This window comes from Flavobacterium sp. JLP, assembly GCF_015350755.1.
Classification (GTDB): domain Bacteria; phylum Bacteroidota; class Bacteroidia; order Flavobacteriales; family Flavobacteriaceae; genus Flavobacterium.
Map to the genome: position 1 here is coordinate 236,824 of NZ_JADKPS010000001.1, position 25,411 is coordinate 262,234.

The 25,411-nt window shown below is 33.1% G+C and carries 24 protein-coding genes and 1 tRNA gene; 11 read left to right on the plus strand and 14 right to left on the minus strand.

Going from position 1 to position 25,411, the window contains the following annotated elements:
- Positions 1-147 precede the first annotated feature (147 nt).
- Positions 148-2,568 carry a phenylalanine--tRNA ligase subunit beta gene (gene pheT / locus IRZ83_RS01070; protein WP_194566205.1) on the plus strand — a complete coding sequence of 807 codons (2,421 nt, stop codon included), beginning with the start codon at positions 148-150 and terminating at the stop codon, positions 2,566-2,568.
- A 66-nt stretch (positions 2,569-2,634) separates the two neighbouring features.
- Here the strand turns inward: pheT and IRZ83_RS01075 are convergent, their stop codons facing one another.
- The 8 genes from IRZ83_RS01075 to IRZ83_RS01110 all read right to left on the minus strand — a co-directional run bounded on the left by IRZ83_RS01075 (position 2,635) and on the right by IRZ83_RS01110 (position 9,440).
- Positions 2,635-3,303, minus strand: a complete 669-nt coding sequence (locus tag IRZ83_RS01075; protein WP_194566207.1) for a hypothetical protein — start codon at positions 3,301-3,303, stop codon at positions 2,635-2,637.
- Between the two features lie 76 nt (positions 3,304-3,379).
- Complete coding sequence (locus tag IRZ83_RS01080) at positions 3,380-4,609, minus strand: peptidoglycan-binding domain-containing protein (protein WP_194566209.1); 1,230 nt, start codon at positions 4,607-4,609, stop codon at positions 3,380-3,382.
- Between the two features lie 5 nt (positions 4,610-4,614).
- Positions 4,615-6,288, minus strand: a complete 1,674-nt coding sequence (locus tag IRZ83_RS01085; RefSeq protein WP_194566211.1) for a S8 family serine peptidase — start codon at positions 6,286-6,288, stop codon at positions 4,615-4,617.
- 10 nt (positions 6,289-6,298) lie between these two features.
- Positions 6,299-6,757, minus strand: a complete 459-nt coding sequence (locus IRZ83_RS01090; RefSeq protein WP_029270100.1) for a hypothetical protein — start codon at positions 6,755-6,757, stop codon at positions 6,299-6,301.
- Positions 6,754-7,359: a hypothetical protein gene (locus IRZ83_RS01095; RefSeq protein WP_029270098.1), complete on the minus strand. Its 606-nt coding sequence runs from the start codon at positions 7,357-7,359 to the stop codon at positions 6,754-6,756. The genes IRZ83_RS01090 and IRZ83_RS01095 overlap by 4 nt, the downstream gene beginning before the upstream one ends.
- A gap of 65 nt (positions 7,360-7,424) precedes the next feature.
- On the minus strand, positions 7,425-8,126 hold the full coding sequence (locus tag IRZ83_RS01100; RefSeq protein ID WP_029270096.1) for a hypothetical protein: 702 nt from the start codon (positions 8,124-8,126) through the stop codon (positions 7,425-7,427).
- Between the two features lie 18 nt (positions 8,127-8,144).
- A complete protein-coding gene (locus IRZ83_RS01105) occupies positions 8,145-8,549 on the minus strand; it encodes a hypothetical protein (RefSeq protein ID WP_194566213.1) in 405 nt (134 codons plus the stop codon).
- An 18-nt stretch (positions 8,550-8,567) separates the two neighbouring features.
- The gene (locus IRZ83_RS01110) at positions 8,568-9,440 is read right to left on the minus strand and encodes a hypothetical protein (RefSeq protein WP_194566215.1); all 873 of its coding nucleotides are present in this window, start codon (positions 9,438-9,440) and stop codon (positions 8,568-8,570) included.
- Positions 9,441-9,709: 269 nt separating this feature from the next.
- Between IRZ83_RS01110 and IRZ83_RS01115 the strand changes: the two genes are divergently transcribed.
- From IRZ83_RS01115 to IRZ83_RS01130, 4 genes are all read left to right on the plus strand, one after another.
- The gene (locus IRZ83_RS01115) at positions 9,710-10,144 is read left to right on the plus strand and encodes a hypothetical protein (protein ID WP_194566217.1); all 435 of its coding nucleotides are present in this window, start codon (positions 9,710-9,712) and stop codon (positions 10,142-10,144) included.
- 6 nt (positions 10,145-10,150) lie between these two features.
- On the plus strand, positions 10,151-10,798 hold the full coding sequence (locus tag IRZ83_RS01120; RefSeq protein ID WP_194566219.1) for a hypothetical protein: 648 nt from the start codon (positions 10,151-10,153) through the stop codon (positions 10,796-10,798).
- A gap of 98 nt (positions 10,799-10,896) precedes the next feature.
- Positions 10,897-11,556, plus strand: a complete 660-nt coding sequence (locus IRZ83_RS01125) for a sensor histidine kinase (RefSeq protein WP_228520641.1) — start codon at positions 10,897-10,899, stop codon at positions 11,554-11,556.
- Positions 11,546-12,196, plus strand: coding sequence for a response regulator transcription factor (locus tag IRZ83_RS01130; RefSeq protein WP_029270086.1), 651 nt, complete (start codon positions 11,546-11,548; stop codon positions 12,194-12,196). The genes IRZ83_RS01125 and IRZ83_RS01130 overlap by 11 nt, the downstream gene beginning before the upstream one ends.
- A 38-nt stretch (positions 12,197-12,234) precedes the next feature.
- On the opposite strand, the gene IRZ83_RS01135 is transcribed toward IRZ83_RS01130, so the two are convergent.
- Positions 12,235-13,008: a hypothetical protein gene (locus IRZ83_RS01135; protein WP_194566223.1), complete on the minus strand. Its 774-nt coding sequence runs from the start codon at positions 13,006-13,008 to the stop codon at positions 12,235-12,237.
- A 32-nt stretch (positions 13,009-13,040) separates the two neighbouring features.
- Complete coding sequence (locus tag IRZ83_RS01140; protein ID WP_029270082.1) at positions 13,041-13,553, minus strand: adenine phosphoribosyltransferase; 513 nt, start codon at positions 13,551-13,553, stop codon at positions 13,041-13,043.
- Between the two features lie 112 nt (positions 13,554-13,665).
- Between IRZ83_RS01140 and IRZ83_RS01145 the strand changes: the two genes are divergently transcribed.
- A tRNA-Arg gene (locus tag IRZ83_RS01145) sits at positions 13,666-13,739 on the plus strand.
- Here the strand turns inward: IRZ83_RS01145 and IRZ83_RS01150 are convergent.
- Both IRZ83_RS01150 and IRZ83_RS01155 read right to left on the minus strand, forming a co-directional pair.
- The gene (locus IRZ83_RS01150) at positions 13,705-15,255 is read right to left on the minus strand and encodes a recombinase family protein (protein ID WP_194566225.1); all 1,551 of its coding nucleotides are present in this window, start codon (positions 15,253-15,255) and stop codon (positions 13,705-13,707) included. The two genes, IRZ83_RS01145 and IRZ83_RS01150, sit on opposite strands and share 35 nt — an antisense overlap.
- Positions 15,252-15,422 carry a hypothetical protein gene (locus IRZ83_RS01155; RefSeq protein ID WP_194566227.1) on the minus strand — a complete coding sequence of 57 codons (171 nt, stop codon included), beginning with the start codon at positions 15,420-15,422 and terminating at the stop codon, positions 15,252-15,254. Before IRZ83_RS01155 ends, IRZ83_RS01150 begins: the two co-directional genes overlap by 4 nt.
- A 395-nt stretch (positions 15,423-15,817) precedes the next feature.
- Here IRZ83_RS01155 and IRZ83_RS01160 point away from each other — a divergent pair, with 395 nt between their 5' ends.
- From IRZ83_RS01160 to IRZ83_RS01180, 5 genes are all read left to right on the plus strand, one after another.
- Complete coding sequence (locus tag IRZ83_RS01160; protein ID WP_194566229.1) at positions 15,818-18,820, plus strand: type I restriction endonuclease subunit R; 3,003 nt, start codon at positions 15,818-15,820, stop codon at positions 18,818-18,820.
- A complete protein-coding gene (locus IRZ83_RS01165) occupies positions 18,813-20,060 on the plus strand; it encodes a restriction endonuclease subunit S (protein ID WP_194566231.1) in 1,248 nt (415 codons plus the stop codon). Before IRZ83_RS01160 ends, IRZ83_RS01165 begins: the two co-directional genes overlap by 8 nt.
- Positions 20,061-20,063: 3 nt before the next feature.
- A complete protein-coding gene (locus IRZ83_RS01170; protein ID WP_194566233.1) occupies positions 20,064-21,185 on the plus strand; it encodes an AAA family ATPase in 1,122 nt (373 codons plus the stop codon).
- Between the two features lie 15 nt (positions 21,186-21,200).
- On the plus strand, positions 21,201-22,850 hold the full coding sequence (locus IRZ83_RS01175) for a type I restriction-modification system subunit M (protein ID WP_194566235.1): 1,650 nt from the start codon (positions 21,201-21,203) through the stop codon (positions 22,848-22,850).
- Positions 22,851-22,957: 107 nt separating this feature from the next.
- Positions 22,958-24,112 carry a putative phage abortive infection protein gene (locus tag IRZ83_RS01180; protein WP_194566237.1) on the plus strand — a complete coding sequence of 385 codons (1,155 nt, stop codon included), beginning with the start codon at positions 22,958-22,960 and terminating at the stop codon, positions 24,110-24,112.
- Between the two features lie 26 nt (positions 24,113-24,138).
- Here the strand turns inward: IRZ83_RS01180 and IRZ83_RS01185 are convergent, their stop codons facing one another.
- Positions 24,139-24,372 (minus strand): helix-turn-helix domain-containing protein, encoded by a 234-nt coding sequence (locus tag IRZ83_RS01185; protein ID WP_194566239.1) that lies wholly within the window; start codon positions 24,370-24,372, stop codon positions 24,139-24,141.
- Between the two features lie 115 nt (positions 24,373-24,487).
- Positions 24,488-25,156, minus strand: a complete 669-nt coding sequence (locus IRZ83_RS01190; RefSeq protein ID WP_194566241.1) for an IS6 family transposase — start codon at positions 25,154-25,156, stop codon at positions 24,488-24,490.
- Positions 25,157-25,411 lie beyond the last annotated feature (255 nt).

Below are 25,411 nucleotides of genomic sequence, written 5' to 3' on the forward strand. Positions count from 1 at the left end.
AGCCGTTTTAGAAACTTTTAGTTTTTAATTATTGTTTTTAAATTCTGATAATCGGCGTATTTTTAAGGCAAAAAACAAAAAAATTGTTTCCAACTCCGGCGATCAATCCTTATATTTACACCCTCGTACAAGAATAAAAAAGTTAAAATGAAAATATCTTACAACTGGTTAAAACAATTTATTAAAACAGACTGGACTTCAGAACAAACTTCAGAATTACTTACAGATTTAGGTTTGGAAGTTGAAGTTGTTGAGAAATACGAATCGGTAAAAGGAGGTTTGCAGGGAGTTGTTGTAGGACACGTACTGACTTGCGAAAAACATCCTGATGCTGATCGATTGAAAGTTACAACGGTAAATATTGGTTTAGAAGCTCCAATTCAGATTGTATGCGGTGCTTCAAATGTAGCCGCAGGACAAAAAGTTCCTGTTGCAACTATTGGGACAGTTTTATATGATAAAGAAGGTGGAGAATTTACTATAAAAAAAGGCAAAATTCGCGGACAGGAAAGTCATGGAATGATTTGTGCCGAAGATGAATTAGGTCTTGGAACAAGCCACGACGGAATTATGATTCTTGATGAAGCCTTAGTTCCTGGAACTCCAGCAGCAGAAGTTTTTAAAATTGCAAATGACGAAGTATTCGAGATTGGGTTAACTCCTAATCGTGCTGATGCTATGAGTCATTTTGGAACTGCACGTGATTTGAGAGCAGGAATGCTCCAACGCGGTGTTAACGTAGAATTGATTACCCCTTCGGTAAGTAATTTTAGAGTTGATATGCGCACCTTGAAAATTGATGTGAATGTTGAAGAACCTCATTTAGCACCAAGATATTGCGGTGTTACCATTTCTGGAATTACTGTTCAAGAATCTCCAGCTTGGCTTCAAGATCGTTTAAAAGCTATTGGATTGACTCCAAAAAATAATATTGTTGACGTTACTAATTATGTTTTACATGAATTAGGACAGCCTCTGCACGCTTTTGATGCTGCAAAAATCAGCGGAAAGGTAATTGTAAAAACACTTCCTGAAGGAACAAAATTTACTACTTTGGATGATGTTGAAAGAACATTACATGCAGAAGATTTGATGATTTGCGACGAAAAAGGACCACTTTGTATTGCTGGTGTTTTTGGAGGAAAAAAATCTGGAGTTACAGATGGTACAACTTCTATCTTTTTAGAAAGTGCTTATTTTGATGCTGTGAGCATTCGTAAAACAGCAAAAAGACACGGATTAAATACAGACGCTTCTTTTAGATTTGAAAGAGGTATCGACCCAACAATTACAGAATATGCACTAAAACGTGCTGCTCTTTTAATCCAAGAAGTGGCTGGCGGAAAATTGACTTCTGATGTTGTTGAAGTTTATCCTAAAAAAGTTGAAGATTTCTCTGTGCTATTAAATTTTAGCCACGTTTCTAAAATCATCGGACAGGAAATTCCAAAAGATACTATTAAGAAAATATTGGTTTCTTTAGATATTAAAGTAAACAGTGTTTCAGATTCAGGTTTAGGATTGACAATTCCGGCGTATCGAGTTGATGTACAGCGTGAAATTGATGTAATCGAAGAAATATTAAGAGTTTATGGTTACAACAACATCGAATTTTCTAAAAAATTCAATGCAACGGTAGCAAACTCTCCAAGAACTGAAGATTATAAAGTGCAAAATGTTATTGCATCGCAACTAAATTCTCAGGGTTTTCATGAAATGATGGCAAACTCTTTGACAACTGCTGCTTATGCTAAACTTTCAGCTTCACTAAAAGAAGAGCACAATGTTACTATGCTTAATCCGTTGAGCAGTGATTTATCGACTATGCGTCAATCATTGCTATTTTCTGGTTTAGAAGCAATTTCATATAATATTAATAGAAAAAATTCGGATTTAAAATTATTTGAATTTGGCAAATCATACCACAAATATCTTAACGGATATGAGGAACATAAACATTTGACTTTATTGATTTCTGGAAACAGAAATAAAGAAAGCTGGACAAATCCTCAAAAAACAACTGATTTCTTTTTATTAAAAGGATATGTAAAAGGAATTATATCTCGTTTAGGAATTGACAAAATTTCGAATGCTCCAGTACAATCTGATATTTTTTCAGAAGGAACATCAATCTGCTATAACAATGATACATTAGTAGAAATGGGTGTGGTTAAAAAATCAATATTAAAACATTTCGGAATAAAACAAGATGTTTATTATGCTGATTTTAACTGGGATTTGATTCTGAAAATTATTACTGGAAAAATTAAATATTCTGAAATTCCAAAATATCCAGAAGTTCGAAGAGATTTAGCTTTATTGATTGATCAGAATACAACATATGAAAGTATTTTTAATTTGGCAAAACAAACTGAAAAATCACTTTTAAAAGATGTTAATTTATTTGATGTTTATGAAGGAAAGAATCTTCCGGAAGGGAAAAAATCATATGCTTTGAGTTTTACCATTCAGGATAATACAAAAACATTAACTGATTCTCAAATTGACAAAATCATGTCGAAACTGCAACAGACTTTTGAGACTGAACTTGGAGCAAGTTTGAGATAAAACATTTATAAATATAAAATCCCGATTCGTTATGAATCGGGATTTTTTTTAAAAGCCATTTTGTCTTTATCGAATTCTTTCGTAGACTCTTTTGTTATTGCCATTAGAAAACATAACTCTATTACTTTCTGCATAAAAGGTTGCCTGAGATTCTTCTTTTGTTGTCAAATCCACAAAATGTATTGTTTTATCGGTTGTATACCAGCCCAATTTATTGGCTTGACCTTCTCCGCTCTGCAACGAAACATCTCTCGTTCCTCCTCCACTTTTTCCTGTCCAAGTCAAAACAGTGCCATCTGCATTAAATTCGAAAAAATAATCTGTAGCAATTGATGCATAAGATTCTCCGCTTCCACTGCTTATAACATCTGTATAGCGCCAAGTTCCTACTAACATTGAATTCTTTTCCCCTTCTTCTTTAAAAGATAATGGTGATTCAGAATTTTCTTTTTCAAAATTAAAAACTATAGCTTGATCTGATAATGGCAGTATAATTGATAATTTTAAAACTTTTCCTTCCTGAATGGCTTTCACAGCACATCCCTGATTTGTAAATTCATCAAATAAAATTCCGCTAAAAGACAAATCTGTTCTTGTCGCTTTTATTTTGGCAAGTTTGCCGTCTAAGACGATAGTACCCGAGATGATATCATCTTCAGATTTCAATGTCAACTTGGCATTACTTCCTGAATTTACAGCAGTGTACTTTCCTGAAAAAATTTCATCACTTTCCATTTTGTTGCATGAATTTAAAAATAATACCAGTATAAAGAAAAGGATTCTCGTAATTAAAATATTTACTTTCATACTACTAAAAATTAACTCGAGTTGACAATCTCCTTGCTCCTGCTGAATTTGGATGGATTTCATCTCTCCAATATTCAGACGAATTTAAAAGTCCGCGGTAATCTATAATTCGGCTTTGAAAGCGATAACCATAATACCCGAAATGATTTTTGATCTGGCACAAGAGAGCGTAAAATCTATCCAATAATCGAATAATGATATACGATCTCAAAATTTCATCTGCAATACCTAAACGATCGAAAACAGGTTTTATCCAAGGCCCTAAAGGCAAATCAACACCAACAATTGAAGGTCTTACGCCAAGCTTAAACAAAGGATAGTCGTAAGTGTGCATATAAAATATGGTGTTTGGCGTACAATGCGCGTTTACAATACTTCCAAAACCAAGATAATTTCGCATAATGGTACTGAAAATAGCATTGAGGTTAGTTGAATTAAAAAGCGCAGTATCAAACGTATTTGTATTTAAATATCTTTTGTACAGAATACATTTTTGATATAGAGCATCGCCAGACAAACTTCTAAGCTCAGTCAGCTTTGCCTGATCTGTAAAAAAACTAGAGCTAAAAGTCGTTACTCCGGCATTTAATATTCTCCCAAGCTGAGGAAAAACATCATTTCCGCCTCCGCTAAAATAAATTCTGTCAATGCGATAACCGCTTACATATTGTACAAAATGAGTTCTATCAGCATACATCTGAGAAGTCGTTTCTCCAAATTTTGCCAAGTGAAGACAATTCAAATTTAGACTCTGATTTCGGTCTGTAATTGTATCATATAAATCTAAGATTCTCGGAACAGGATAATCCAGCCAAGAATCTCCTTCAAAAATGACATTTAATGTATTGGCATTTCCGGCGCTTCTTCTAAATAGAAAAGAGTTAGTCAAAAATGGCTGATGCAGTGATTCATCTTCTCCTTCGGCCAGCGAAGGACTTACACTATTTAATTGTTTTAAAGCATTATAAGTACTATCATCTGGATTAATGTTTCCCGTAACTTGAATCCTATTGTTTGCTTGGAAATTTAAAATAGAAATAATTGTAGTATCGGTTTGACTGTTTACAATTGTACCGTTAGTCTGTACGGGATATCCCAATCCTTTTAAAAAATTTTGAATTTGCAACACATCTAATGCATTGTTTACAGCATTGAGTCCAACGCTATTGCTTAATGTATTGGCAATGCGCGAATTTCGATTTATAATCGGGGTATTTGAAACTAAATTTTCCATGGTATTTATGTTATTTTATTTGGATTGACATAACCGTGTCCAGCTCTAAAGACCTCTAAATTGCTATCTTTAAAAAAAGCAGTATCACAAGCATCAAAAAGTTTTTTTCGTATTGAAATAATATCAAGATGCGGTTCTTTATCTAGAATTTTCATAACTAAAGATGCCACATAAGGTGATGCCATGCTGCTCCCGCTTTTAGACGTTAATTTATTAGACGCTCTATTTTCTCTGCTCGAAGACGAGCAAGATGATTTTATCTTAAAACCAGGCGCAACGACTTCGGGTTTCATTCGCCCATCTGCCGTTGGACCGGAACTGCTGAAAGACAAAATAGGTTTTGCATCATCATTCTGATTGTAAGCACCAACAACAATACTGTATTTAGAATTGCAGATCGAGTTTGTTGTATGCGTTTTATTTGCCACTGCAGGCAAAAAAATAGATTGTCCTCCGTCATCTCGCTCGATATAACAATGATAGCGGCCATTTTTTACAGTTTTGCCAACCAGTTCAATCGTCCAAAATTTTGACTTTAGTTTGCCATTCACTAAAATATTAATCTGATTTTTACCGGTATTGGGTTCGTTGCTTCTGTGAAGGCAAATTCCAACTTCATCATTTTCTTTAACAATCAATTCATCCTTAAAAGGCGTTGATGACAATAGCAGCTTCATATCGTCATCATAAATATCTACACTTAAAACATCATCTCCATGATACCAAATCTCCATTTCGTTTGGAGTACGATCATGCTTTTTAAACATCCAAGGAATTTTGACTTTCTGATTCAATTTTATATCACCATAAGTATGCGCATTTGCCTGATGATAATTTCCTGTACTTTGCACAATTGCCGTTCCTTTTCTTGTCGTTACAATATGATCAATGATTTGTTCGAATAAAGTTTTACCCATATGTGCATCGCCATGTCCGCCTAAACTCATATTTATTACGAGCGGTCTTTTACCAGCTTCAGTCGTAATAAAACACAAACCTTCTGCTCCTTTTACAGAATCACCCAATGAAAGATTTGATCCGTTTACGAGATTAGTTCCCATATCAACCGCTATTATTGGTACATTCGGCGCGAAGCTTTTAGGTGCAACGGCACCGTTTCCGCAGGCAATTCCGAGTACGTGAGTACCATGAGTTCCGTTTCCAAACAAATCCGATTTTCCGGGATGATATCCCAGTTTTTTAAACGGAAAATCATCCAACAATGCCTCATTAATTTGTGCTTTTGTTACAATTCGTCCATAGCCAAATTCATTGCCGTCATATCGGTCAGACTGGATCCAAATTTTTTCAAAACGTGTTTTCCCATTCGTTATAAAATCTGGATGCGTAAAATCGAAACCGAAATCAATAATTCCAAACACAACATTCGAGACAGTGCCGTCTATTACATCATTTTTTTTATCTAAAATCTTAGTTTCAGGCTGCATTTCAATTCCGTCATTTGCCGGAACAACACTCGGAGCTTTTAGGCTTTTTACTTTTTTGCTGTTGTAAATCGAACATAAAAAACGTCGCTGCGTTCTAATGCTCACAACGGTTCCAAATTCTGAAATAATCTTGCAATGATCTGGATATTCTTTTTCTTTTTCTACACGCATCAACAAGGATAATTCTTCATCAGGATTGCCATATAATATTATTTTAAGTCTTGGATCCATTTGCTTGAATTTAAGGTTGAACAGGAATAAGATTTAGCTTATAAGTAATATCAAAAAGCTGAGAATTTAAATAATTGAAAAAAACATTGTCTTCTGCTAAAAAGAAAATCACATCTATTCCATGTCCCTGCGTAAAAAAATTGATAATTTCGCTTAGATAATGACTGTTTTTAAGATCCATATTTTTCAATCTTACTATAAAATCCTGATCTTTTTGATCCAGTTTCGAAAAGTTGGCATGATCTGATATCTGACTCAATAATTCCAATGTTTTATCGATTGAAAAAATCTTTTCTGGAATTAATTCCTTAAACAACAATTCCTTTTCTTCCTCTGCTTTTTTAGAGAATTTCAAGCTGCTGGAAAAAAAATTAGGGCGAATAGAATTAATTTTTTTCAGGATTTGCATAGTTGTTTTTTCAATCTTATCTAAACGAATGGTTTCTTGGTTAGAGACAGCGGTTTTCATTTTGGTTCGTTTTTAGTCGATGCCTTCTGATTTGCTAAACCTTTAACAGGCAAAGTATTATCTGGTCCTAGTGGATTAGTTGAAATTTCATTCAATCGTTGTTTGATTTCCAAAATAGAAATACTTAAAGCATCATTACTCTTTGTTAGTAGCTCAATTTTGGAATTTAAACTGTCTGTGAAATTTTTAGTTATTTCCGCTTTATTCTTTTCTGAAATTTTAAAAAGCTCATCTTTCAAATTTTGAGTACTTATTGAAATCTCATTTTTTACTGCTTCTAAGGTTACAAAATCAGCTGTTGCTGTTCCTTTTACTGGTGATCCTGTTGGTGTTTCAGCAGGATTTGGTGTATTTATTATAGGACCACTACTAGGTGCTGGCAAACCAGGTCGGGTTTGCGGTGAGGCAGCTGCAGAAGCATTAAACTTATCTCCTTCATCTTTTGCTTTGTTCTCTATAAGTAAATAACTCAACAATGGATTTTCAGAAACTACGCCCGCTAAAAGTGCAGTATTAGTTATTTCTTGATTTCCAGGAACGTTGTAAAAAGTCGCTCTGCTGTTTGCAATAAAATAATTGATTAATAAATTAAATGGATTCATCGTTTCATAATTTTAAGGTTAATAGAAATAAAAGGGCAATTGGGAAGCAATCGCCCTTTCTACATTTACTTATTCATCATCATCACCATTGCAAGAGGCAATATGTTGTTGTTGTTTGTATTGTCTTTATTTTGAGACATAATTAATACTAATGGCAGCATCATGTTTGAGTTGTCAGATTTTCCAGAACCTGAATCTCCCATAGTGGTCAGCATTGGTAATAGTAGAGACAATGTTTGATCCACATAAATAGGATTTTTACCGTCTTTCGCTATAATTTTAGAATCACTTCCTGTACCAGTAACTTCAAGATTTTCTGTTACTAATTTTGGCTGATTCAGCAATGATCCCATCATACTCATCATTTGCATGTTTTTTAAAACCTTAGTCTGGTTATCGCCTTTACGCGCGTCTATTTTTGCAAATTCTGTATGTTTTTGATCTAATGCAACCAAAGCTTTATTTGTTGCCAATGAAGTCTTTTTAAGTTCATTAACTTGGTTTGAAATGGCATCTAATGATTTTTTAAGCTCGCTTTTTGTAGCATAATCATTGGCTCTTCCGCTCAGTGCTTTTCCAAAGTTTGATCTTTGTTTCACCGCTGAACTTACGTTAGGTCTAATTCCTCTTGTCGAAGGTCGTCTGCGTTTTGCAGCTTCATCAAAGCTTTCGTCATAGCTTTCTAATAAATCTTCGCCTAAAAGATCTTCATTGAAATAATCTTCATTTAATAAATCTTCGTCTAAATAACTTTCGAAATAACTCATAATTTTAGTTTTTAATGATTAATTTTTATTGAAATAATGTTTGTTATATTTCTGGATGGCTGGCTGAATATATTTATTGAAAAGAATAAAATCCGGAATGCTGTTGCCTGGTTTTCCTATTCCGAAACATTCTGGACAATCTATGTTTTCTCCAAAACATTCGGTGCAGGCGCCAATTGCTTTTGCTAAATCATCATTTTGATTTAACTCAAATTCCAATTGAAATTTTAAACCTTCGATAATGGTAAAAAGTTTGTGATTGATTTTTTTTAATTTCTTGATTCTTTCCTCAAGTACTGCATCAATTTTTGGAATTTCTTTTTCCTCTTCAGGCTCTTTTTTTTCCATCATAGGCTGCATAAGCTCAAAATATTTAGCCATTTCAGGATTGTGTTCTTTCAAATATTCTAAATAAGCATCCATTGTTATAACTTTTAGGTTTTATAAACTTGCAATAGAATTTTCAAGTCTATTGATTCGGTTAGGAGTATTTGTGCCCACAAACTGGCCATATTGGTCTACATAGTAATCCTCGGTCGGAATTAATCCTCCGTTGTAATACTCGTATAAAATATTCTCAGTCAGGTAATTAACACTTTCTATCAATTCTGCAAAAGAATGACTTTCTATTGGTGCATTTGGACTCGCAGTTCCCAGGCTTTGCTGTGCTTGGCCTGCTTGAAATTGAGGATTATTAATAACACCTCCCAGCTGATTGTATAGTCCTTGTACTCTGCCAATATCCTGTGCTGCCTGCGGACGCAATTGTACTGGATTATCCTGCACATATTGCTGAATGGCAGGAAGTGCTGCTCTGCCGGCATCTGCTAAATAGCGCGTTGTATTGCGCCAAGCTTGTCTGATTGGTGATGGCTGTGATGGTGGAGATGGTCTGTGTTGTGGTTGTTGCGGAGCTGGTCTGTACTGCTGTTGCGGAGCTGGTCGGCGTTGCTGCTGACGGCTGTTATCTAAAGCTGTACTTGCAGATCCTGCCAAGTTGCTCACCAAACCTCCTACTGCTCCGCCAATCTGTGGTGCTCCAAAATAAGTACCTATAGCAGTTCCCGCGATTGGAGCAACTGCAGATACACCGCGCAAAACTCCAGAACCAATACTGCTGGCTACATTTCCTAAACTTGACCAAAATCCTTCTGCTTCACTTTCAGACATTTGATCTACTCGTGATAATAGGACATCTTCTAGTTCACTTTCGTTTAAATTAGAATATTCTGGTCCTAATACATATCGTACAGCTTCGAAGTAATTGTCTTCGCTGAATGATTCTCCCTGAAAAACTTCATGATATAAACTCATAATTTTTAGTATTATAATTAACTCTTACTCTTTTAACAGGCTTTTCAGATTTCGCCTATCCATTTTGTGCACAAAAAGGAACGATGTAAAATTGATTTTTTATAAATTACTACAAAACAGTACTTTAACCCAAATTTTTAAATAAATTTACCCTAAGAAAAAGGGTACATTTCCCCTTGTCCATTTTAGGTGTTTAAAATATTTTTGCTTGCAATAATTACAATAAACTATTATTTACCAATCAATTAACCCATTAACTCAAAATCATTATGGAAAAACAACCTGGAAGACCAACCCAACTAATTACAAAAAAATTCGCTAAGGAATTACATTTGAATTTTATGAAATATCGAGCCAGCATAATTGCAAAATACATTAAGAAAGAAGACGCAAATGCGGTTTGGTTTTCTGTAGAAGAACTCGAAAATTACATTTCTTACATTAAGTCAAAAGGAGAAAAAAAAGGCTACGATGTAAAAGGAATTCATTTTTATTTTGGAGTATATCCAGAGGAAAAAAAATATGCTGAAAAAGCAGGTTTAATGACTTTGTTTTTAACGGCAACTGGAAAAAGAATCAAAACACCTAAAACAGCAGGCATACAAACTTTTGCTTTAGTTCATGAAAGCGATGATACTGATATAGAAGGCATCGAACCAATGAATTACGGAAGTATTGGAAGACCGCCTGCCTTATCATACTAAAAAACTATGTTTGAATTTTTAAGATTTTACATTTTCTATTTAGCTTTATTTTCTGGAATTATCGGATTGATTTCCTGGCATAAACTCCCAACCAATAAAGCTAAATCTCTAGTTATTTTAATTTGGTTTTCTGTCATAATAGAAAAAGTAGGCTATTATTTTACGGAGTGGACAGGTTTACTAAATTATTATGTATTTAATTTTTATATGCTTGTCAGTTTTTCAGCCTATATATTGCTTCTAAGAAGCCTTTTGATAAAAATTAACCATAGACTTATTGCATTTTTTTCTTTAATAGTTTTTATAGCCTCATTTTTTCTAAACATTTTATATTTTAAAGAAGATATAAATCACTCCTACACGTATAGTTTTGCCATTGGCGTACTGTTGGTTATGATATTATCCTGCTTATATTTGGTAGAAATTTTTAATTCAGACAAAATATTAAATTTTAAAAAATCGGTCTTTTTTTGGTACATATTAGGAATATTAGTATTTCATGTACCTTTTTTGCCCTTTATGCTGGCTTTAAACTGGTTCCTGATCAAACATGATGAATCTGTTTTTAGTTTGGTAGTGTTTATTTTAAATGTCTTGGCGCAAAGCTGCTATATTATCGGATTTTTATGGAGCGAAAAGAAATACAATTATTAGTCATTTCGTTAGGTATTGTTTTCTTAACTTTACTGATCACTTTGCTTGTCATATTCTTTTATTTTTTGAAGAAAAAAAATACTTATCTGGTTGAAAAAATGGAATCAGAGCTGTATTTTCAATCTGAATTAATCAAAACCAGAATCGAAATAAAAGACCAGACACTAAGTGAGATCAGCAAGGAACTTCATGACAATATAGGCCAAATTATTTCTGTAGGCATTATGCAGCTTAACATGTATCTTAATAGTGAAAAACCTATTCAGGCAAATGAGCTGAGGGATCTTAAAGAAATTCTCGCTAAGTCATTAGATGAAATCAGGATTTTATCCAGAATCATCAATAAAGACAATTTACTGCAAAGCAATTTTATCGAAGCCATTCAACAAGATTTAGAGCGTATAAAAAAACTAAAAAACATTCAGTACAAGTACAATCTTAAAGGAGAAATTCCGAAGATTAATCAAGAATATGATTTGTTTATTTATCGCATTTTTCAAGAAGCATTACACAACAGTCTTAAACATTCGCACAGCGATTTATTTGAAGTGAATATCAAAACAGCAAATAATATTTTTTGTTTAGAAATGAAAGATTTTGGCGTAGGATATGATGTAAGCCAAGTAAATGCTGGATTAGGATTAAACAACATGAAATTAAGAGCCAAATTAATTGGAGCGCAGTTGACAATGAATTCATCCTCAAAAGGAACAACCGTAACTTTAGAATATCCCTTAACCATAACCAATGAAACCTAATACAAAAAAAAGAATAATTATTGTAGATGATCATCAGCTTTTTTCACAATCTTTAGAACTCCTAATCAACAGTTTTAAAGATTTTGAAGTAATAAACCGTTTTGAAAACGGAAAAATTTTTCTGTCTTATTTACAGGATAATCCTGCTGACGAAATCGATTTGATTCTACTAGATGTAAATATGCCTGTCTTAGATGGCGTAAGCACCATGAAATGGATCAAAGAAAACAGACCCGACTTAAAAGTAATTGCTCTTTCTGTCAATGACGATGAAGAAATCATTATAAAAATGATAACCAATGGCGCCAAAGGTTATTTGCTAAAGGATACTTCTCCAGAAATATTCAAAGATGCTATGATTTCAGTAATCGAAAAAGGTTTTTATTTTACTGAACTAGTCTCTGGAATGCTCGTTAAAAAAGCAAATAATGACTCTAAAAAAGTGAATTTAAAAGAAAAAGAAATTGTCTTTATAAAACACGCCTGTACTGAAAAAACCTATAAAGAAATTGCTTCGGAAATGTGTTTAAGTCCCAAAACAATTGATGGTTATCGAGAATGCCTGTTCGACAAATTAGAAATTAAAACCCGAATTGGCTTAGTTTTATATGCTATTAAACATAAAATTGTCTTAGTTTAAAAATCAAACTAAGACAATTTTTATTTTTTAGGTAAGCTTTAATTGAATTCGACTAATTTATCGTTTGGTAAATCATACTCATATAATTGGTTATTATTGCTGTCAATATAAATCCACTGAATAATATTGGTATGATGTTCAAAATCATTTGAAATTCCTAAAACGTAAAAGATGTGCCCCTCTTTATCTTTTTCTTCGATAGAATAACTTAAGTCAGCATCAGGATTTTTTATGGCCGTTTTTACTAGCTCTTGTTTAGAATTTGCCAGATAATATTCGACCTGGGTGTACAAATAATCTTTAAAACCATCTGTATAATCTTCTTTTGTAGAAGAATATTTTATAGGTTTCTTGTATTTTTTAAGAAACAAGCTTACGTTTCCATCTTTTACTTTTTTGGCACTGATCATCCATTCCGAAAAATTAAGCTCCTCACTTTCTCCAGCAACATACAACGTGTCCATTTTCCATTTTAATTCAAGTACATCGCCTCGTTTAAATTTAGGCGCATCCTCAGAGTTCGAAACTAATCCAACTAATTTTTTATTTTTTTGAACTGAAAATAACGGAAAATCTCCATTGTTATCAAATTCAACATATTCAACGGTATCAGAATAAGGCTGTCCAAGTTTTAGTTTTTCACTCGGTCTAAGATCACTTTCAAAATTCTCTTTTGAGGCTGTAGTGTTTATTTCTTTTACGCTTAAAGTATCTTTTTGTGCACTTTTATTTAAATTTTTAGAATTAGTTTCCTTATTTTCTTTACAAGAAAAAAGTAATGCGAATAATGCTAAACAATAAATTTGTTTCATGTAGGCGGGTATTTAAAATGATTGGGGTTACATTAATACGTTATCGCAGCAAATATAGGATTCTCCTTTATTTTATCTCTGCCGTTTAAAAAAGAAAGTTCCATCAAAAAATTACATTGCACAATTACACCGCCTAATTTTTCTACCAATTCACAAACCGCTTTTGCAGTTCCGCCAGTAGCCAAAACATCATCGTGAATTAAAACGCGATCTCCTTTTTTTATGGCATCAGTATGCATTTCTAAACTATCTGAGCCATATTCTAACTCATATGAAGCTGAAATAGTATCAAACGGCAATTTTTTAGGTTTCCTTACGGGAATAAAACCTGCATTTAATTCCTGTGCCAATAAAATTCCGAAGAAAAAACCACGGCTCTCTGCTCCTACTACCTTATCAATTTGCTGTCCTTTTAGAGATTCAACTAAAATTCTTAGGCATTCTTTTCTCGCATCTGGGTCATTTAGCAGTGGCGTGATATCTTTAAACAAAATTCCTTCTTTCGGAAATCCCTGAATATCACGTATATAATTTTCAATCTTCATTTTTTTTTATTTTTATGTTATTTTATGTTTGTATATCTCACATTTATCCCTATATTTGCACCCGCAAACAGCGTTCACAAAGCTACGAAAATTAGCTGAGTGAAAATATAAAGGCCTCGTGGCGCAACTGAATAGCGCATCTGATTACGGCTCAGAAGGTTACTGGTTTGAATCCAGTCGAGGTCACTACTCGGGACAAAAGAAAAATATCATCTTTTGTCCCGTTTTTTTTTGTTCGTAACCTATTGTTTACCAGGTAGATACAGTTGACCATTTCGTTGATCCTAGCGGTTTGGATTTTGTTTTCTCGAAATGTGAAATTTTCTGGAAAAATTAAACCAATGATCTCTCTGGAATCTGCTAAACTCGCATTATCAAAGGCTTCCCCAAGCTTTAAAAGGTTTTCCAATCCTGAGTTCGTTAAATACTCTATATTCCCTCTGTCGTCCTCTATATTACTCATCTCTTTTTCTAGATTACTGATAATTTCATTATACTCAGTCTTCATGAGGTTATAATCCTCAGCGTCAATTTTCTCACTTACTAACAGATTTCTGGCAACCGATAATTTCTTTTCGTAAGTTGCTATTTGTTCAAGCGACTTCTTTTTTTCATTAGCAACTACTCCAGTGTGTTGTCGATATCCTTCAAGCAGAACTGCCGCATATAATTTCTTCACCTCTGGTAAAGGCTTGAATTTATTTAAATGTTCTTTAAATATCTTATTTGCTATCTCAGAATTTACCCTCCACTTACAATCTTTATGACAATGATAATAGTAGTAATATTTATTCCGTCCTTTACATTTGCTGCCTGTTAGCTTCTGACCGCACTGCGGACAAAGAAAAAAGCCTCTTAATGGAAAATTTTCAATAGTCTTGATCTTTGGCCTATATGTCCTCGCTTTACTGTCAAGAACGTCTTGTACGCGATAAAACAAACCATCGCTAATGATGGCATCATGTTGGCCGTTTACCCATCTTTCTTCTTCATCTCTATATTTGGGAACAACTATTTTTCCGCAGTAAAGTGGATTCCTAAGAATGACCCACAAGTTACTCTTGGACAGGATAAGCCCTTTGTCCTTGGCCATCTGGTAAATAGACTCGGTACTAAAAACATTTCTTGCAACCTGTTCAAATATCCAGATCAGTTTTGTTGCTTTTTCCGGTACAATGGCAATATATTTTTTTCCATCCTCAGTTACTTTATTTGCATAACCGTAAGGAGCCATTCCCATATGTCTGCCCTCTTTCTTACCTCGTCTAAGCCCCTGAAAGGTATTTAGTGCTCTTCGGTCGTTTTCAACCTCGGGCGCAGCCAGGTAAAATGCAAGCATCATTTTGTTCTCCGGTACACTCAGGTCAAGCGGCTGTTCTATAGCCTGCGGCTCTACACCCAGTTTTCTTAAAACATTGATCATTTGGTAAGCATCACCGGCATTACGACTGAACCCGTCCCACTTCATAAAAAGAACCAGATTAATTTTATTTTTATGTTTCTTCACATCAGCAAGAAATTTTTTCCATTGCGGCCTGTTAAAAGTCTTTGCTGAATGATCTTCGTAAATTACATAACGTATCTGTATTTGGTTTATGCTACAATACTTTCTTAGCATTTCTTCCTGATTACGTTGGGAGAAGCCTTTTTCTGCCTGCTCGTCAGTACTTACACGAATATATAAATCTGCTATCTTACTCATTTTGTTTTATTTAAATGTTTCAACACAGCGATATTAGCAATTATTCTTAAGAAATACAAGATTTCCTCTGCTTGTTCAATAGTTACATTTAATCCCTCAGATTTTAGCATCTGTAAAGCTTTTTCCGGGGTCAACTTTGAATTACTGTAGTCAATATCTTTCTCCATAATTACACATTTTAAATTGATAAAAATGTAATTTAGATGCAGAAACACTTCAAATATAAGTAGCAGCAGTACTTGTCCTTACAAGGAAGTCTATTTCCGACTTGAATCTTTTAGGTCTAGTAAGACTATAGAAGATATAAAAAAACAAGTTGACGTCGATTGTACTAAAGAGAGAGAAGTCAGATCGTTTTGAATTTAATCAGAACTCCTGAAAAAAATGGATTAAAAAACACTATAGATTAATTAATAATTTTTATTTGTGTACTAAACAGTACTAAAAATTATAATTTTAATTTTTACCTAACAAAAGTAAATGACGCTATATTTTATGGTCATATTTTGTTACTTTTGACAATTAGCAAATCTTCTTGTTCCCTTTCATTTTAAACTTATAAATGGCCAAAGAATCACATATAGAACAGAATCTGATAAAGCAACTTTCAGAGTTGAAATATAATTATCGGAAAGATATTATTGACAGAAAAACACTTGAACAAAATTTCAAAACCAAATTTGAGGCCTTAAATCGGGTACATTTGACTGATAGTGAATTTATACGCTTGCGAGAGGAAATAATTAATCCTGATGTATTTGCAGCCTCTAAGCTATTGCGTGAAAAAAACTACTTTCAACGCGAAGATGGCACTCCCTTACATTATACTTTAGTTAATATAAAAGACTGGTGCAAAAATGATTATGAAGTTATAAACCAATTACGTATCAATTCTGAAAATAGCAATCACCGCTATGATATTATTTTATTAATTAACGGTTTGCCAGTAGTCCAAATTGAATTAAAAAAGTTAGAAATTTCGCCACGAAAAGCAATGCAGCAAATCGTGGATTACAAAAGTGATTCTGGAAACGGATACAACAATACATTAATGTGTTTTATGCAATTATTCATTGTGAGTAACAGCAATAGAACCTATTATTTTGCGAATAATAAAAATCAACATTTCAGATTTAATGCTGATGAACAGTTTTTGCCGATTTATGAATTAGCAGACGAAAGCAATAAGAAAATTAATTACTTAGAAGAGTTTGCCGATAAATTTCTTAAAAAATGTACACTTGGTGAAATGATAAGCAAGTATATGGTTTTAGTAGAAAGCGAACAAAAATTGTTAGTAATGCGACCTTATCAAATATATGCAGTAAAAGCTATTGTTGATTGCATTCACCAAAACCGAGGTAATGGATATATATGGCACACTACGGGAAGTGGTAAAACCTTAACCTCTTTCAAGGCATCTACCCTATTGAAAGATAATCCAGATAGTGAAAAATGCCTTTTTGTAGTGGATCGTAAAGACCTTGACCGCCAAACTCGTGAGGAATTCAATAAATTTCAAGAAGGTAGTGTAGAAGAAAATACCAATACCGAAACGTTGGTAAGACGTTTATTATCTACTGACTATAGCGACAAAGTAATTGTTACTACTATTCAAAAATTAGGATTGGCATTAGACGGCACGAATAAAAAGAATTACAAAGAACGCTTAGAGCCTTTAAGCAAAAAACGTGTAGTTTTCATATTTGACGAGTGCCACCGTTCACAGTTTGGCGACAATCACAAAGCGATAAAAGAATTTTTTCCCAATGCTCAATTATTTGGTTTCACAGGTACACCTATCTTTGATGAAAATGCCAAGTATCAAATAAGAGAAGGCGAAGAAGCTTCTTACAAAACCACTGAAGATATATTTCAACAAAGATTACACGCATATACCATTACCCATGCTATAGACGATAGAAACGTTCTGAAGTTTCATATTGATTATTTCAAAGGCAAAGGTTCTTTGAATGCCAAGCCAGGCGAAGCTATCGCTCAACAGGCAGTAGTAGAAGCCATTCTCGACAAGCACAATGCAGCAACCAATTCAAGACGTTTCAATGCAACATTGGCAACGGCTTCAATTAATAATGCTATTGAATATTATCAGTTATTCAAAAACATTCAAAAAAAGAAGCAAGAAGAAAATGAGGATTATGTGTCGCTAAATATTGCTTGCGTATTCTCTCCTCCTTCTCAACTAATTGCAAAAGAAGGCGACCAACAAAGTCAAAAAAATGCTGCAGATATAAAACAATTACAAGAAGATTTAACTCAGGAAAAAGAAGACAACAAACAAAATCCTGAAGAAAAGAAAAAAGCATTAATAGAAATTATTAACGACTACAATTTGCTGTTTGGAATGAATCATTCTATAAATGAATTTGATTCGTATTACCAAGATGTACAACGACGCATTAAAGATCAGAAATACACCAATAAAGAAGTTCCGCATAAAGATAAAATTGATATTATAATTGTAGTAGATATGTTACTCACAGGTTTTGATTCTAAATACCTCAATACCTTGTATGTCGATAAAAATTTGAAATACCACGGCTTGATACAAGCTTTTTCTAGAACCAACCGTGTGCTTAACGATACAAAGCCTTATGGTAATATTCTAGACTTCCGCTCACAACAAGAAGCAGTAAACCAGGCTATTGCACTTTTCTCAGGTGAAAACAGCGGAAAAGCAAAAGAAATTTGGCTCGTTGACCCTGCTCCTGTGGTAATTGATAATTACCAAAAAGCTGTAGAAGCATTGGGTATTTTTATGAAGGATAATAATTTAGTAAACGAACCTCAAGAAGTGTACAACCTAAGAGGCGATGCAGCACGAATTGATTTTGTAAAGAAATTTAAAGCGGTTCAAAAATTAAAAGTCGAATTAGACCAATATACGGATATCACCGAGGAACAAAAGATTAAAATTGAAACCATCTTGCCAAGTGTGACTTTGCAAGAGTACAGAAGTTCTTATATAGAAACTGCTAAGAAATTAAGAAAAATACAAGAAGAAGAAGGCGATGATGCACCACCCGAAGTGCAACAACTAGATTTTGAATTTGTACTTTTTGCTTCTTCCGTAATTGACTATGATTATATAATGGCCTTAATTGCCGACAGTACACAAAAAAAACCTGCCAAGCAAAAAATGACAAAAGCACAGGTAATTAACCTACTAAGTGCCAATGCTAACCTGATGGACGAACAGGAAGATCTAGCAGGGTACATTAATAGCTTAGACTGGAACAGCGGACAAGATGTATATACCTTAACGAAAGGCTACGAAACTTTTAAGATTGAGAAAAACGAAAAAGAATTGGCTACCATTGCCCACAAACACGGCTTACAAACGGCAAACTTGAAAGCCTTTGTAGATACTATTATGAGCCGAATGATTTTTGACGGTGAAAAACTAACAGACTTATTAGAACCACTAGAACTAAGTTGGAAAGAACGCAGACTAAAAGAACTGGCTTTAATGGAAGATTTAGTGCCCCAATTAAATAAAATAGCCCAAGGGCGTGAAATTTCAGGACTAACAGCTTATGACTAAGAATACAAATACATTAATACCTGAAATCCGTTTTCCTGAGTTTCTAAATGATGGGAATTGGGAAGAAAAAAAACTGAATAAATTAGGCAATTTAATTAACGGTTTAACCTATAGTCCCACTGATATTAGAGAAAAAGGATTACTAGTTTTAAGATCTTCAAATGTTCAAAATGGTCAAATTGTTTTGAACGATTGTGTCTATGTAACACCTGAAATTAAAGGTGCAAATCTCACAAAGGAAGATGATATCTTAGTTTGCATTAGAAATGGATCTAAAGCTTTAATTGGGAAAAATGCAATAATTCCTAAAGATATTCAATTAGCTACCCATGGTGCTTTTATGACAGTTTTTAGAGCAGAGCATCCAAAATTTGTATTTCAGTTATTTCAAACAGATACTTATAATAATCAAGTAAATGCAGACTTAGGAGCAACAATAAATTCTATAAATGGAAAAAATTTTTTAAAGTATAAATTCCTAGTACCCAAACCCCTAGAACAACAAAAAATAGCTTCTTGCCTTTCTTCATTAGATGAACTAATAGTTGCTCACAATCAAAGATTAGATGTTCTAAAAGACCATAAAAAAGGATTAATGCAAAACCTGTTCCCGCAAGAGGGGGAAACTATTCCTAAATATCGTTTTCCAGAGTTTCTAAATGATGGGCCTTGGGAAGAAAAAAAGTTGAATAAATTAGGCAATTTAATTAACGGTTTAACTTATAGTCCCAATGATATAAGAGAAAAAGGATTATTAGTTTTAAGATCTTCAAATATTCAAAATGGTCAAATTGTTTTGAACGATTGTGTCTACGTAACACCTGAAATTAAAGGTGCAAATTTGACACAGGAAAATGACATCTTAGTTTGTATTAGAAATGGCTCTAAAGCTTTAATTGGAAAAAATGCAATAATACGTAAAGCTATTCAATTAGCTACCCATGGTGCTTTTATGACAGTTTTTAGAGCAGAGCATCCAAAATTTGTCTTTCAGTTATTTCAAACTGATGCATATAATAAGCAAGTAAATGCAGACTTGGGAGCAACAATCAATTCTATAAATGGGAAAAACTTTTTAAAGTATAAATTCATAGTACCCAAACCACAAGAACAACAAAAAATAGCTTCTTGCCTTTCTTCATTAGATGAACTAATTAGTGCACAATCCGAGAAAATTGAACAGTTGAAGTTACATAAAAAAGGGTTGATGCAAGGGTTGTTTCCAAAAATTAATTATTAAAATATGAGTGGTAATATAAAAATTTATAAATACAAAACATTAGGAAATGTAGCGGTTAGATTAAGAGATGATTTAAACAATCATCATTTTGTATTGTTATTTGCCTACAATGGCACGGGGAAAACTCGCCTGTCAATGGAGTTTAAAGACCAAAGTAAAAAACGAAAAAAAAATCCTGTTACTGACACACTCTATTATAATGCTTTCACAGAAGATCTTTTTCATTGGAATAATGATCTTGAGAACGATACTGAAAGACATTTGATGATTAATAGAAATTCAAGATTTTTTAAAGGATTTCGGGAATTAGCACTTGAAGAGAAAATATTCACTTTTCTGGAACGATATGCTGATTTTGATTTTAGAATTGATTACGAAAATTGGACTATTGTTTTTAGTAAGCAAGTTAAAAATCCTAAATACAAGCCTGAAACAGAAGAATTAGAATATATAATTCAAAACCATATTAAAGTATCGAGAGGAGAAGAAAATATTTTTATTTGGTGCATTTTTCTTGCTATATGTGAGTTAGCCATTGACGATGCCGAGTCGTATAGTTGGGTCAAAAACATATATATTGATGACCCAATTTCTTCATTGGATGACAATAATACTATAGCTGTAGCTAGCGATTTAGCTCAATTATTAAAAAAAGGAAAGGACAAAGTAAAAGTTGTAATTTCATCTCACCATTCATTATTTTTTAATGTAATGTATAACGAACTCAGGAATATCGAACATAAAAGTCATTTTTTGCATAAAAATGGTCCAGAAGGTTATATATTAAGGGCTACTGATGATACTCCGTTTTTTCATCACGTTGCTGTGTTAACTGAATTAAAAAAAGTATCAACTACGCAAAAAGTAAATACATATCATTTTAATATGCTGCGTAGCATATTAGAAAAGACTTCAACTTTTTTTGGGTATGATGAATTTTCCAAGTGCATATATGGTATCGATGATGACGTACTTTTTTCACGTGCCTTAAATTTATTAAGCCACGGAAAATATTCAATATACCAACCTGTTGAAATGAATGAAGATAACAAAGAATTATTTAATAGAATATTGAATGCATTTTTGGATAAATTCGAATTCCAATTACCTGAAATATTAGCATAATATAAAAACAAGTCAATGACTCAAAAAGAACAACAGCAACTAGGTAAAACCCTTTGGGATATAGCAGATAACTTAAGAGGTGCAATGAATGCGGATGATTTTCGTGATTATATGCTTTCGTTTCTCTTCCTTAGATATTTATCTTTCAACTACGAAGAATCAGCAAAAAAGGAATTAGGAAAAGATTATCCAGACGATACTCCAAAGGATGTTATGTCTAGGCTAAAAGTTAATACTCCTTTAGAAATTTGGTATAAAGAAAACCCAAATGATATTGAAGACTTTGAAAAACAAATGCGCCGTAAAGTGCATTATGTTATTGAGCCTCATCATCTGTGGAGTAACATAACCGAATTGGCACGTACACAAAATGCAGATTTATTAGTAACTCTAGAGAATGGTTTTAGATATATTGAAAACGAATCGTTTGAAAGTGCTTTTCAAGGTTTGTTTTCCGAAATTAATTTGAATTCTGAAAAATTAGGTAAAACTTCTAGCGAAAGAAACAAAAAACTCTGTACTATTATTCAGAAGATTTCAGAAGGAATAGCCGATTTTTCTGCTGATTCCGATACTCTCGGTGATGCTTATGAGTACTTGATTGGTCAGTTTGCAGCAGGTTCAGGTAAAAAAGCAGGAGAATTTTATACACCACAACAAATTTCAACCATCTTATCTGAAATTGTAACATTAGACAGCCAAGACCCAACAATGGGTAAAAAAAATAAATTGGACAAAGTACTGGATTTTGCTTGTGGTTCAGGTTCTTTATTATTGAATGTTAGAACGAGAATTAAGGATAACGGTGGTAGTATTGGTAAAATATTCGGACAAGAAAAAAATATCACCACTTACAACCTTGCTAGAATGAATATGTTATTACACGGTATGAAAGATACCGAGTTTGAAATATTTCATGGGGACACCTTACTCAATCAATGGGATTTACTAAATGAAATGAATCCAACAAAAAAGATAGAGTTTGATGCAATTGTTGCCAACCCACCCTTTAGTTTGCGTTGGGAACCAAACGATACCTTGGCAGATGATTTCCGTTTTAAAAGTTATGGTTTAGCCCCAAAATCAGCAGCAGATTTTGCATTTTTATTACACGGTTTTCACTTTTTAGGAAAAGAAGGCACAATGGCAATCATATTACCACACGGTGTTTTATTCCGTGGTGGTGCAGAAGAAAAAATTCGTACTAAGCTATTAAAAGACAATCATATCGATACTGTAATTGGTTTACCTTCTAATCTCTTCTATTCAACGGGCATTCCTGTTTGTATTTTAGTACTGAAAAAATGCAAAAAACAAGATGATGTTTTATTTATCAATGCAAGTGAGCGTTATGAAAAAGGAAAGCGACAAAATGCATTAAGAGAAGGAGATGGTGATGAACCCAATGACATTCAAGATATCATAGATACATATAAATATCGCCCAGAAAACATAGAAAGATATGCTCGCAGGGTTTCTATGGAAGAAATTGAAAAGAATGGGTATAATTTGAATATTTCAAGATATGTGAGTACATCACTTGACGAAATAAAAATTGATTTAAATAAAGTTAACGAAAAATTAGTTGATATTAATAAATCTATAAACGAAGCGACCGAAAAGCACAATCAGTTTCTTAAGGATTTAAATCTACCGCTAATTTAAGAGTTAAACAAATGGTAGAAAATGTAATTTAAAATGGTTACTGCCGCTGTGGCATTATAGATTAGGTGTTCAAATAATACAATAAATTAAAAGTTACAAGTAACTATATGGCATTAATATCAATACTTTTTATAACATTATTTTTCTTCACTTTACTATTGGGTTATCTCTTGTTTTTTAAACCAAACAGTAGATTGCTGATATTGGCAGTGCTATTTATTGTGGTGTTTTTAGCATTATTAGGATTAACGTCATATTATTCAATAATTGAATTAGATAAAGTAGAGAGCTATGATGAACTAGGCCCCTTTGGAGATTATATTGGTGGGGTACTAAACCCACTTATATCTGTTTTTGCAGTATTTGCGGCTGGATTCGCTTTTTATGCACAGTATCAAGCAAATATGCAAGTACAAGAACAATTTAAAGTTCAACAATTTGAAAGTCAATTTTTCGAAATGTTAAGACTTCATAGAGCTAATATCGATGAAATGAAAATTGTGGGTTATGAAATGATAACCTCTACAACTGTTGAAGAAGGAACTACAGGCAATCCTGTTTCTAAAACTGTTACAGTATCAAGACAACCCCGTATCACTGAAGGTAGAAAAGTATTTGTTGCAATGATTACTGAACTTGTAGCTTGCGCCGAGTTCATTCGCCTTTATAATAATAATTGGAGCTTAAAAAAAGATAATCAAAGTATCCTTAAACTGGCTTATGAATTTTTCTTTTTCGGATCAAAATCAGAAGTTGTGTCATCAAAAGTCATTGAAGAAAATTATATTAAAATTATTGGATATGAACTAGACAAGGTTAGTGACTTTCATAAAAAATCAGCGGGAGATAAAAACAGATTTCATGGACTAAATGGTGATCCAATAAAACTTTATATAAAATACAAGCCCTTCTCCGGTCACGAAAATAGATTGGGTCATTATTACAGGCATTTGTACAGCACTGTAAAATATGTTGTCAATAAAGAAAAAGAAGGTTTAATTAATTATAAACATGCAAGAGAGTACTTAAAAATATTAAGATCCCAAATGTCAAATGATGAACAATTAATGCTTTATTATAATTATATAATAGGTTTTGGAAAGGATTGGGAAAATGATGGTTACCTCACTAAATATAGAATGCTTCATAATTTACCTATTAGTAGAGTAAAATATACTGAGAACCCAAGAGTACATTTTAAGGACTTTATTGATTCACTGAAACCAGAAGATGGACACTTATTTGAATGGGGAGATTTGTAAACTTATCACTTTTTAAATATTTATATTTAATCTACATCAAAATCCATTAATTCCTTTGGCTGTTTTCCAAGACCTTTGGCCAAATCTAAGAGTGTTGTAAATGATAAATTTCTTTTCCCATTTTCGATATCACTAATAGTCGCCTTAATAAGTTTATCACTATTTAAGGCAACATTATCTTGACTTAAACCTAATTCGGTCCTCAACTTCTTAATATGCAAACCAAACTTTTTCAATTTTTCCTCCTTATGTTTTTCCATCTTCTAAGCTTTTAAACAAAAGGCGTGATAATTCAATAAAAAAATGCTATAAGAACTTATAACGGTTCTGTCGCATCTGTCAGAATCAAATACAAGAATTTAAGTAATTTAAAATTTAGGCCGCCAATTTACAGAATGATTTAAACATAGTTATCTCTGGTCTACTAACCATCTGATTCTTCCTCAGCATATGCACAACTTCAATTCCACTCAAGGTTCGTCTGGCCGATTCAAAACTTTTAAAACCTAATCCGTTTTGTATGCGCCACTTGATAAAACGATGATCTTGTTCTACAATATTGTTGAGATATTTACATTGTCGGATTTTAATCTTTGAGAACGAACGCTTGTTATAGACTTTGATAGCGGCAGTATTAGAACCGCTTTTATCAATGTTTATTACTCTTGGCCTGTAGTTACTACTAATTGCTTTAATTAGAAATGACTGCGCGCTCATTCTATTCCTTTTTCTGGTCAAAAGAAAGTCTACCGTATTGCCTAATTTATCTACTGCTCGATATAAATAACACCAAATACCTTTTACTTTGATATAAGTCTCATCCAATCTCCAGCTTGTCCCCACTCTAAGCTTTCTCTTCTTCATCTCCGACTCAAGAAAAGGTGTAAACTTATAAACCCAGCGCTGAATGGTAGCATGATCAACATGAACTCCTCGCATTTTCATGATCTCTTCAACATCCCGATAGCTTAATGTAAACCTAAGCTTAAAATATACGGCCTGCAGTATAATAGACTTCGGATAGCAATGACCTTTAGTATTCATGAGTTTAAGAATTTAAAAAGGCAAAGATAAAACTTAGCTTTAGATGCGACAGAACCAAATTTTGTTAAAGAGACAATAGTCCTATAAATGAAGTATTATATCCTATAAATATACTCGCAAATGTTTCTTATTTTGTAAAAAATAAATTTATTAAAGAACGATTAATTTTTATATAATATGGCAATTGAATAATGCAAAAGATATAAAATACATCTTTTCCGTCACATCATTACCTTAGAAATTGGCAATATAGAA

Bases quoted from the DNA above. Each gene is read 5' to 3' on its own strand.
- IRZ83_RS01125 (WP_228520641.1), top strand. From the start codon at position 10,897: ATGGAATCAGAGCTGTATTTTCAATCTGAATTAATCAAAACCAGAATC.
- IRZ83_RS01085 (WP_194566211.1), bottom strand. From the start codon at position 6,288: ATGGATCCAAGACTTAAAATAATATTATATGGCAATCCTGATGAAGAA.
- IRZ83_RS01120 (WP_194566219.1), top strand. From the start codon at position 10,151: ATGTTTGAATTTTTAAGATTTTACATTTTCTATTTAGCTTTATTTTCT.
- IRZ83_RS01080 (WP_194566209.1), bottom strand. From the start codon at position 4,609: ATGGAAAATTTAGTTTCAAATACCCCGATTATAAATCGAAATTCGCGC.
- IRZ83_RS01155 (WP_194566227.1), bottom strand. From the start codon at position 15,422: ATGGAGAAAGATATTGACTACAGTAATTCAAAGTTGACCCCGGAAAAA.
- IRZ83_RS01185 (WP_194566239.1), bottom strand. From the start codon at position 24,372: ATGGAAAAACATAAGGAGGAAAAATTGAAAAAGTTTGGTTTGCATATT.
- IRZ83_RS01105 (WP_194566213.1), bottom strand. From the start codon at position 8,549: ATGGATGCTTATTTAGAATATTTGAAAGAACACAATCCTGAAATGGCT.
- IRZ83_RS01090 (WP_029270100.1), bottom strand. From the start codon at position 6,757: ATGAAAACCGCTGTCTCTAACCAAGAAACCATTCGTTTAGATAAGATT.
- IRZ83_RS01165 (WP_194566231.1), top strand. From the start codon at position 18,813: ATGACTAAGAATACAAATACATTAATACCTGAAATCCGTTTTCCTGAG.
- IRZ83_RS01135 (WP_194566223.1), bottom strand. From the start codon at position 13,008: ATGAAACAAATTTATTGTTTAGCATTATTCGCATTACTTTTTTCTTGT.
- IRZ83_RS01100 (WP_029270096.1), bottom strand. From the start codon at position 8,126: ATGAGTTATTTCGAAAGTTATTTAGACGAAGATTTATTAAATGAAGAT.
- IRZ83_RS01160 (WP_194566229.1), top strand. From the start codon at position 15,818: ATGGCCAAAGAATCACATATAGAACAGAATCTGATAAAGCAACTTTCA.
- IRZ83_RS01110 (WP_194566215.1), bottom strand. From the start codon at position 9,440: ATGAGTTTATATCATGAAGTTTTTCAGGGAGAATCATTCAGCGAAGAC.
- IRZ83_RS01140 (WP_029270082.1), bottom strand. From the start codon at position 13,553: ATGAAGATTGAAAATTATATACGTGATATTCAGGGATTTCCGAAAGAA.
- IRZ83_RS01075 (WP_194566207.1), bottom strand. From the start codon at position 3,303: ATGGAAAGTGATGAAATTTTTTCAGGAAAGTACACTGCTGTAAATTCA.
- IRZ83_RS01170 (WP_194566233.1), top strand. From the start codon at position 20,064: ATGAGTGGTAATATAAAAATTTATAAATACAAAACATTAGGAAATGTA.
- pheT (WP_194566205.1), top strand. From the start codon at position 148: ATGAAAATATCTTACAACTGGTTAAAACAATTTATTAAAACAGACTGG.
- IRZ83_RS01175 (WP_194566235.1), top strand. From the start codon at position 21,201: ATGACTCAAAAAGAACAACAGCAACTAGGTAAAACCCTTTGGGATATA.
- IRZ83_RS01190 (WP_194566241.1), bottom strand. From the start codon at position 25,156: ATGAATACTAAAGGTCATTGCTATCCGAAGTCTATTATACTGCAGGCC.
- IRZ83_RS01095 (WP_029270098.1), bottom strand. From the start codon at position 7,359: ATGAATCCATTTAATTTATTAATCAATTATTTTATTGCAAACAGCAGA.
- IRZ83_RS01180 (WP_194566237.1), top strand. From the start codon at position 22,958: ATGGCATTAATATCAATACTTTTTATAACATTATTTTTCTTCACTTTA.
- IRZ83_RS01130 (WP_029270086.1), top strand. From the start codon at position 11,546: ATGAAACCTAATACAAAAAAAAGAATAATTATTGTAGATGATCATCAG.
- IRZ83_RS01150 (WP_194566225.1), bottom strand. From the start codon at position 15,255: ATGAGTAAGATAGCAGATTTATATATTCGTGTAAGTACTGACGAGCAG.
- IRZ83_RS01115 (WP_194566217.1), top strand. From the start codon at position 9,710: ATGGAAAAACAACCTGGAAGACCAACCCAACTAATTACAAAAAAATTC.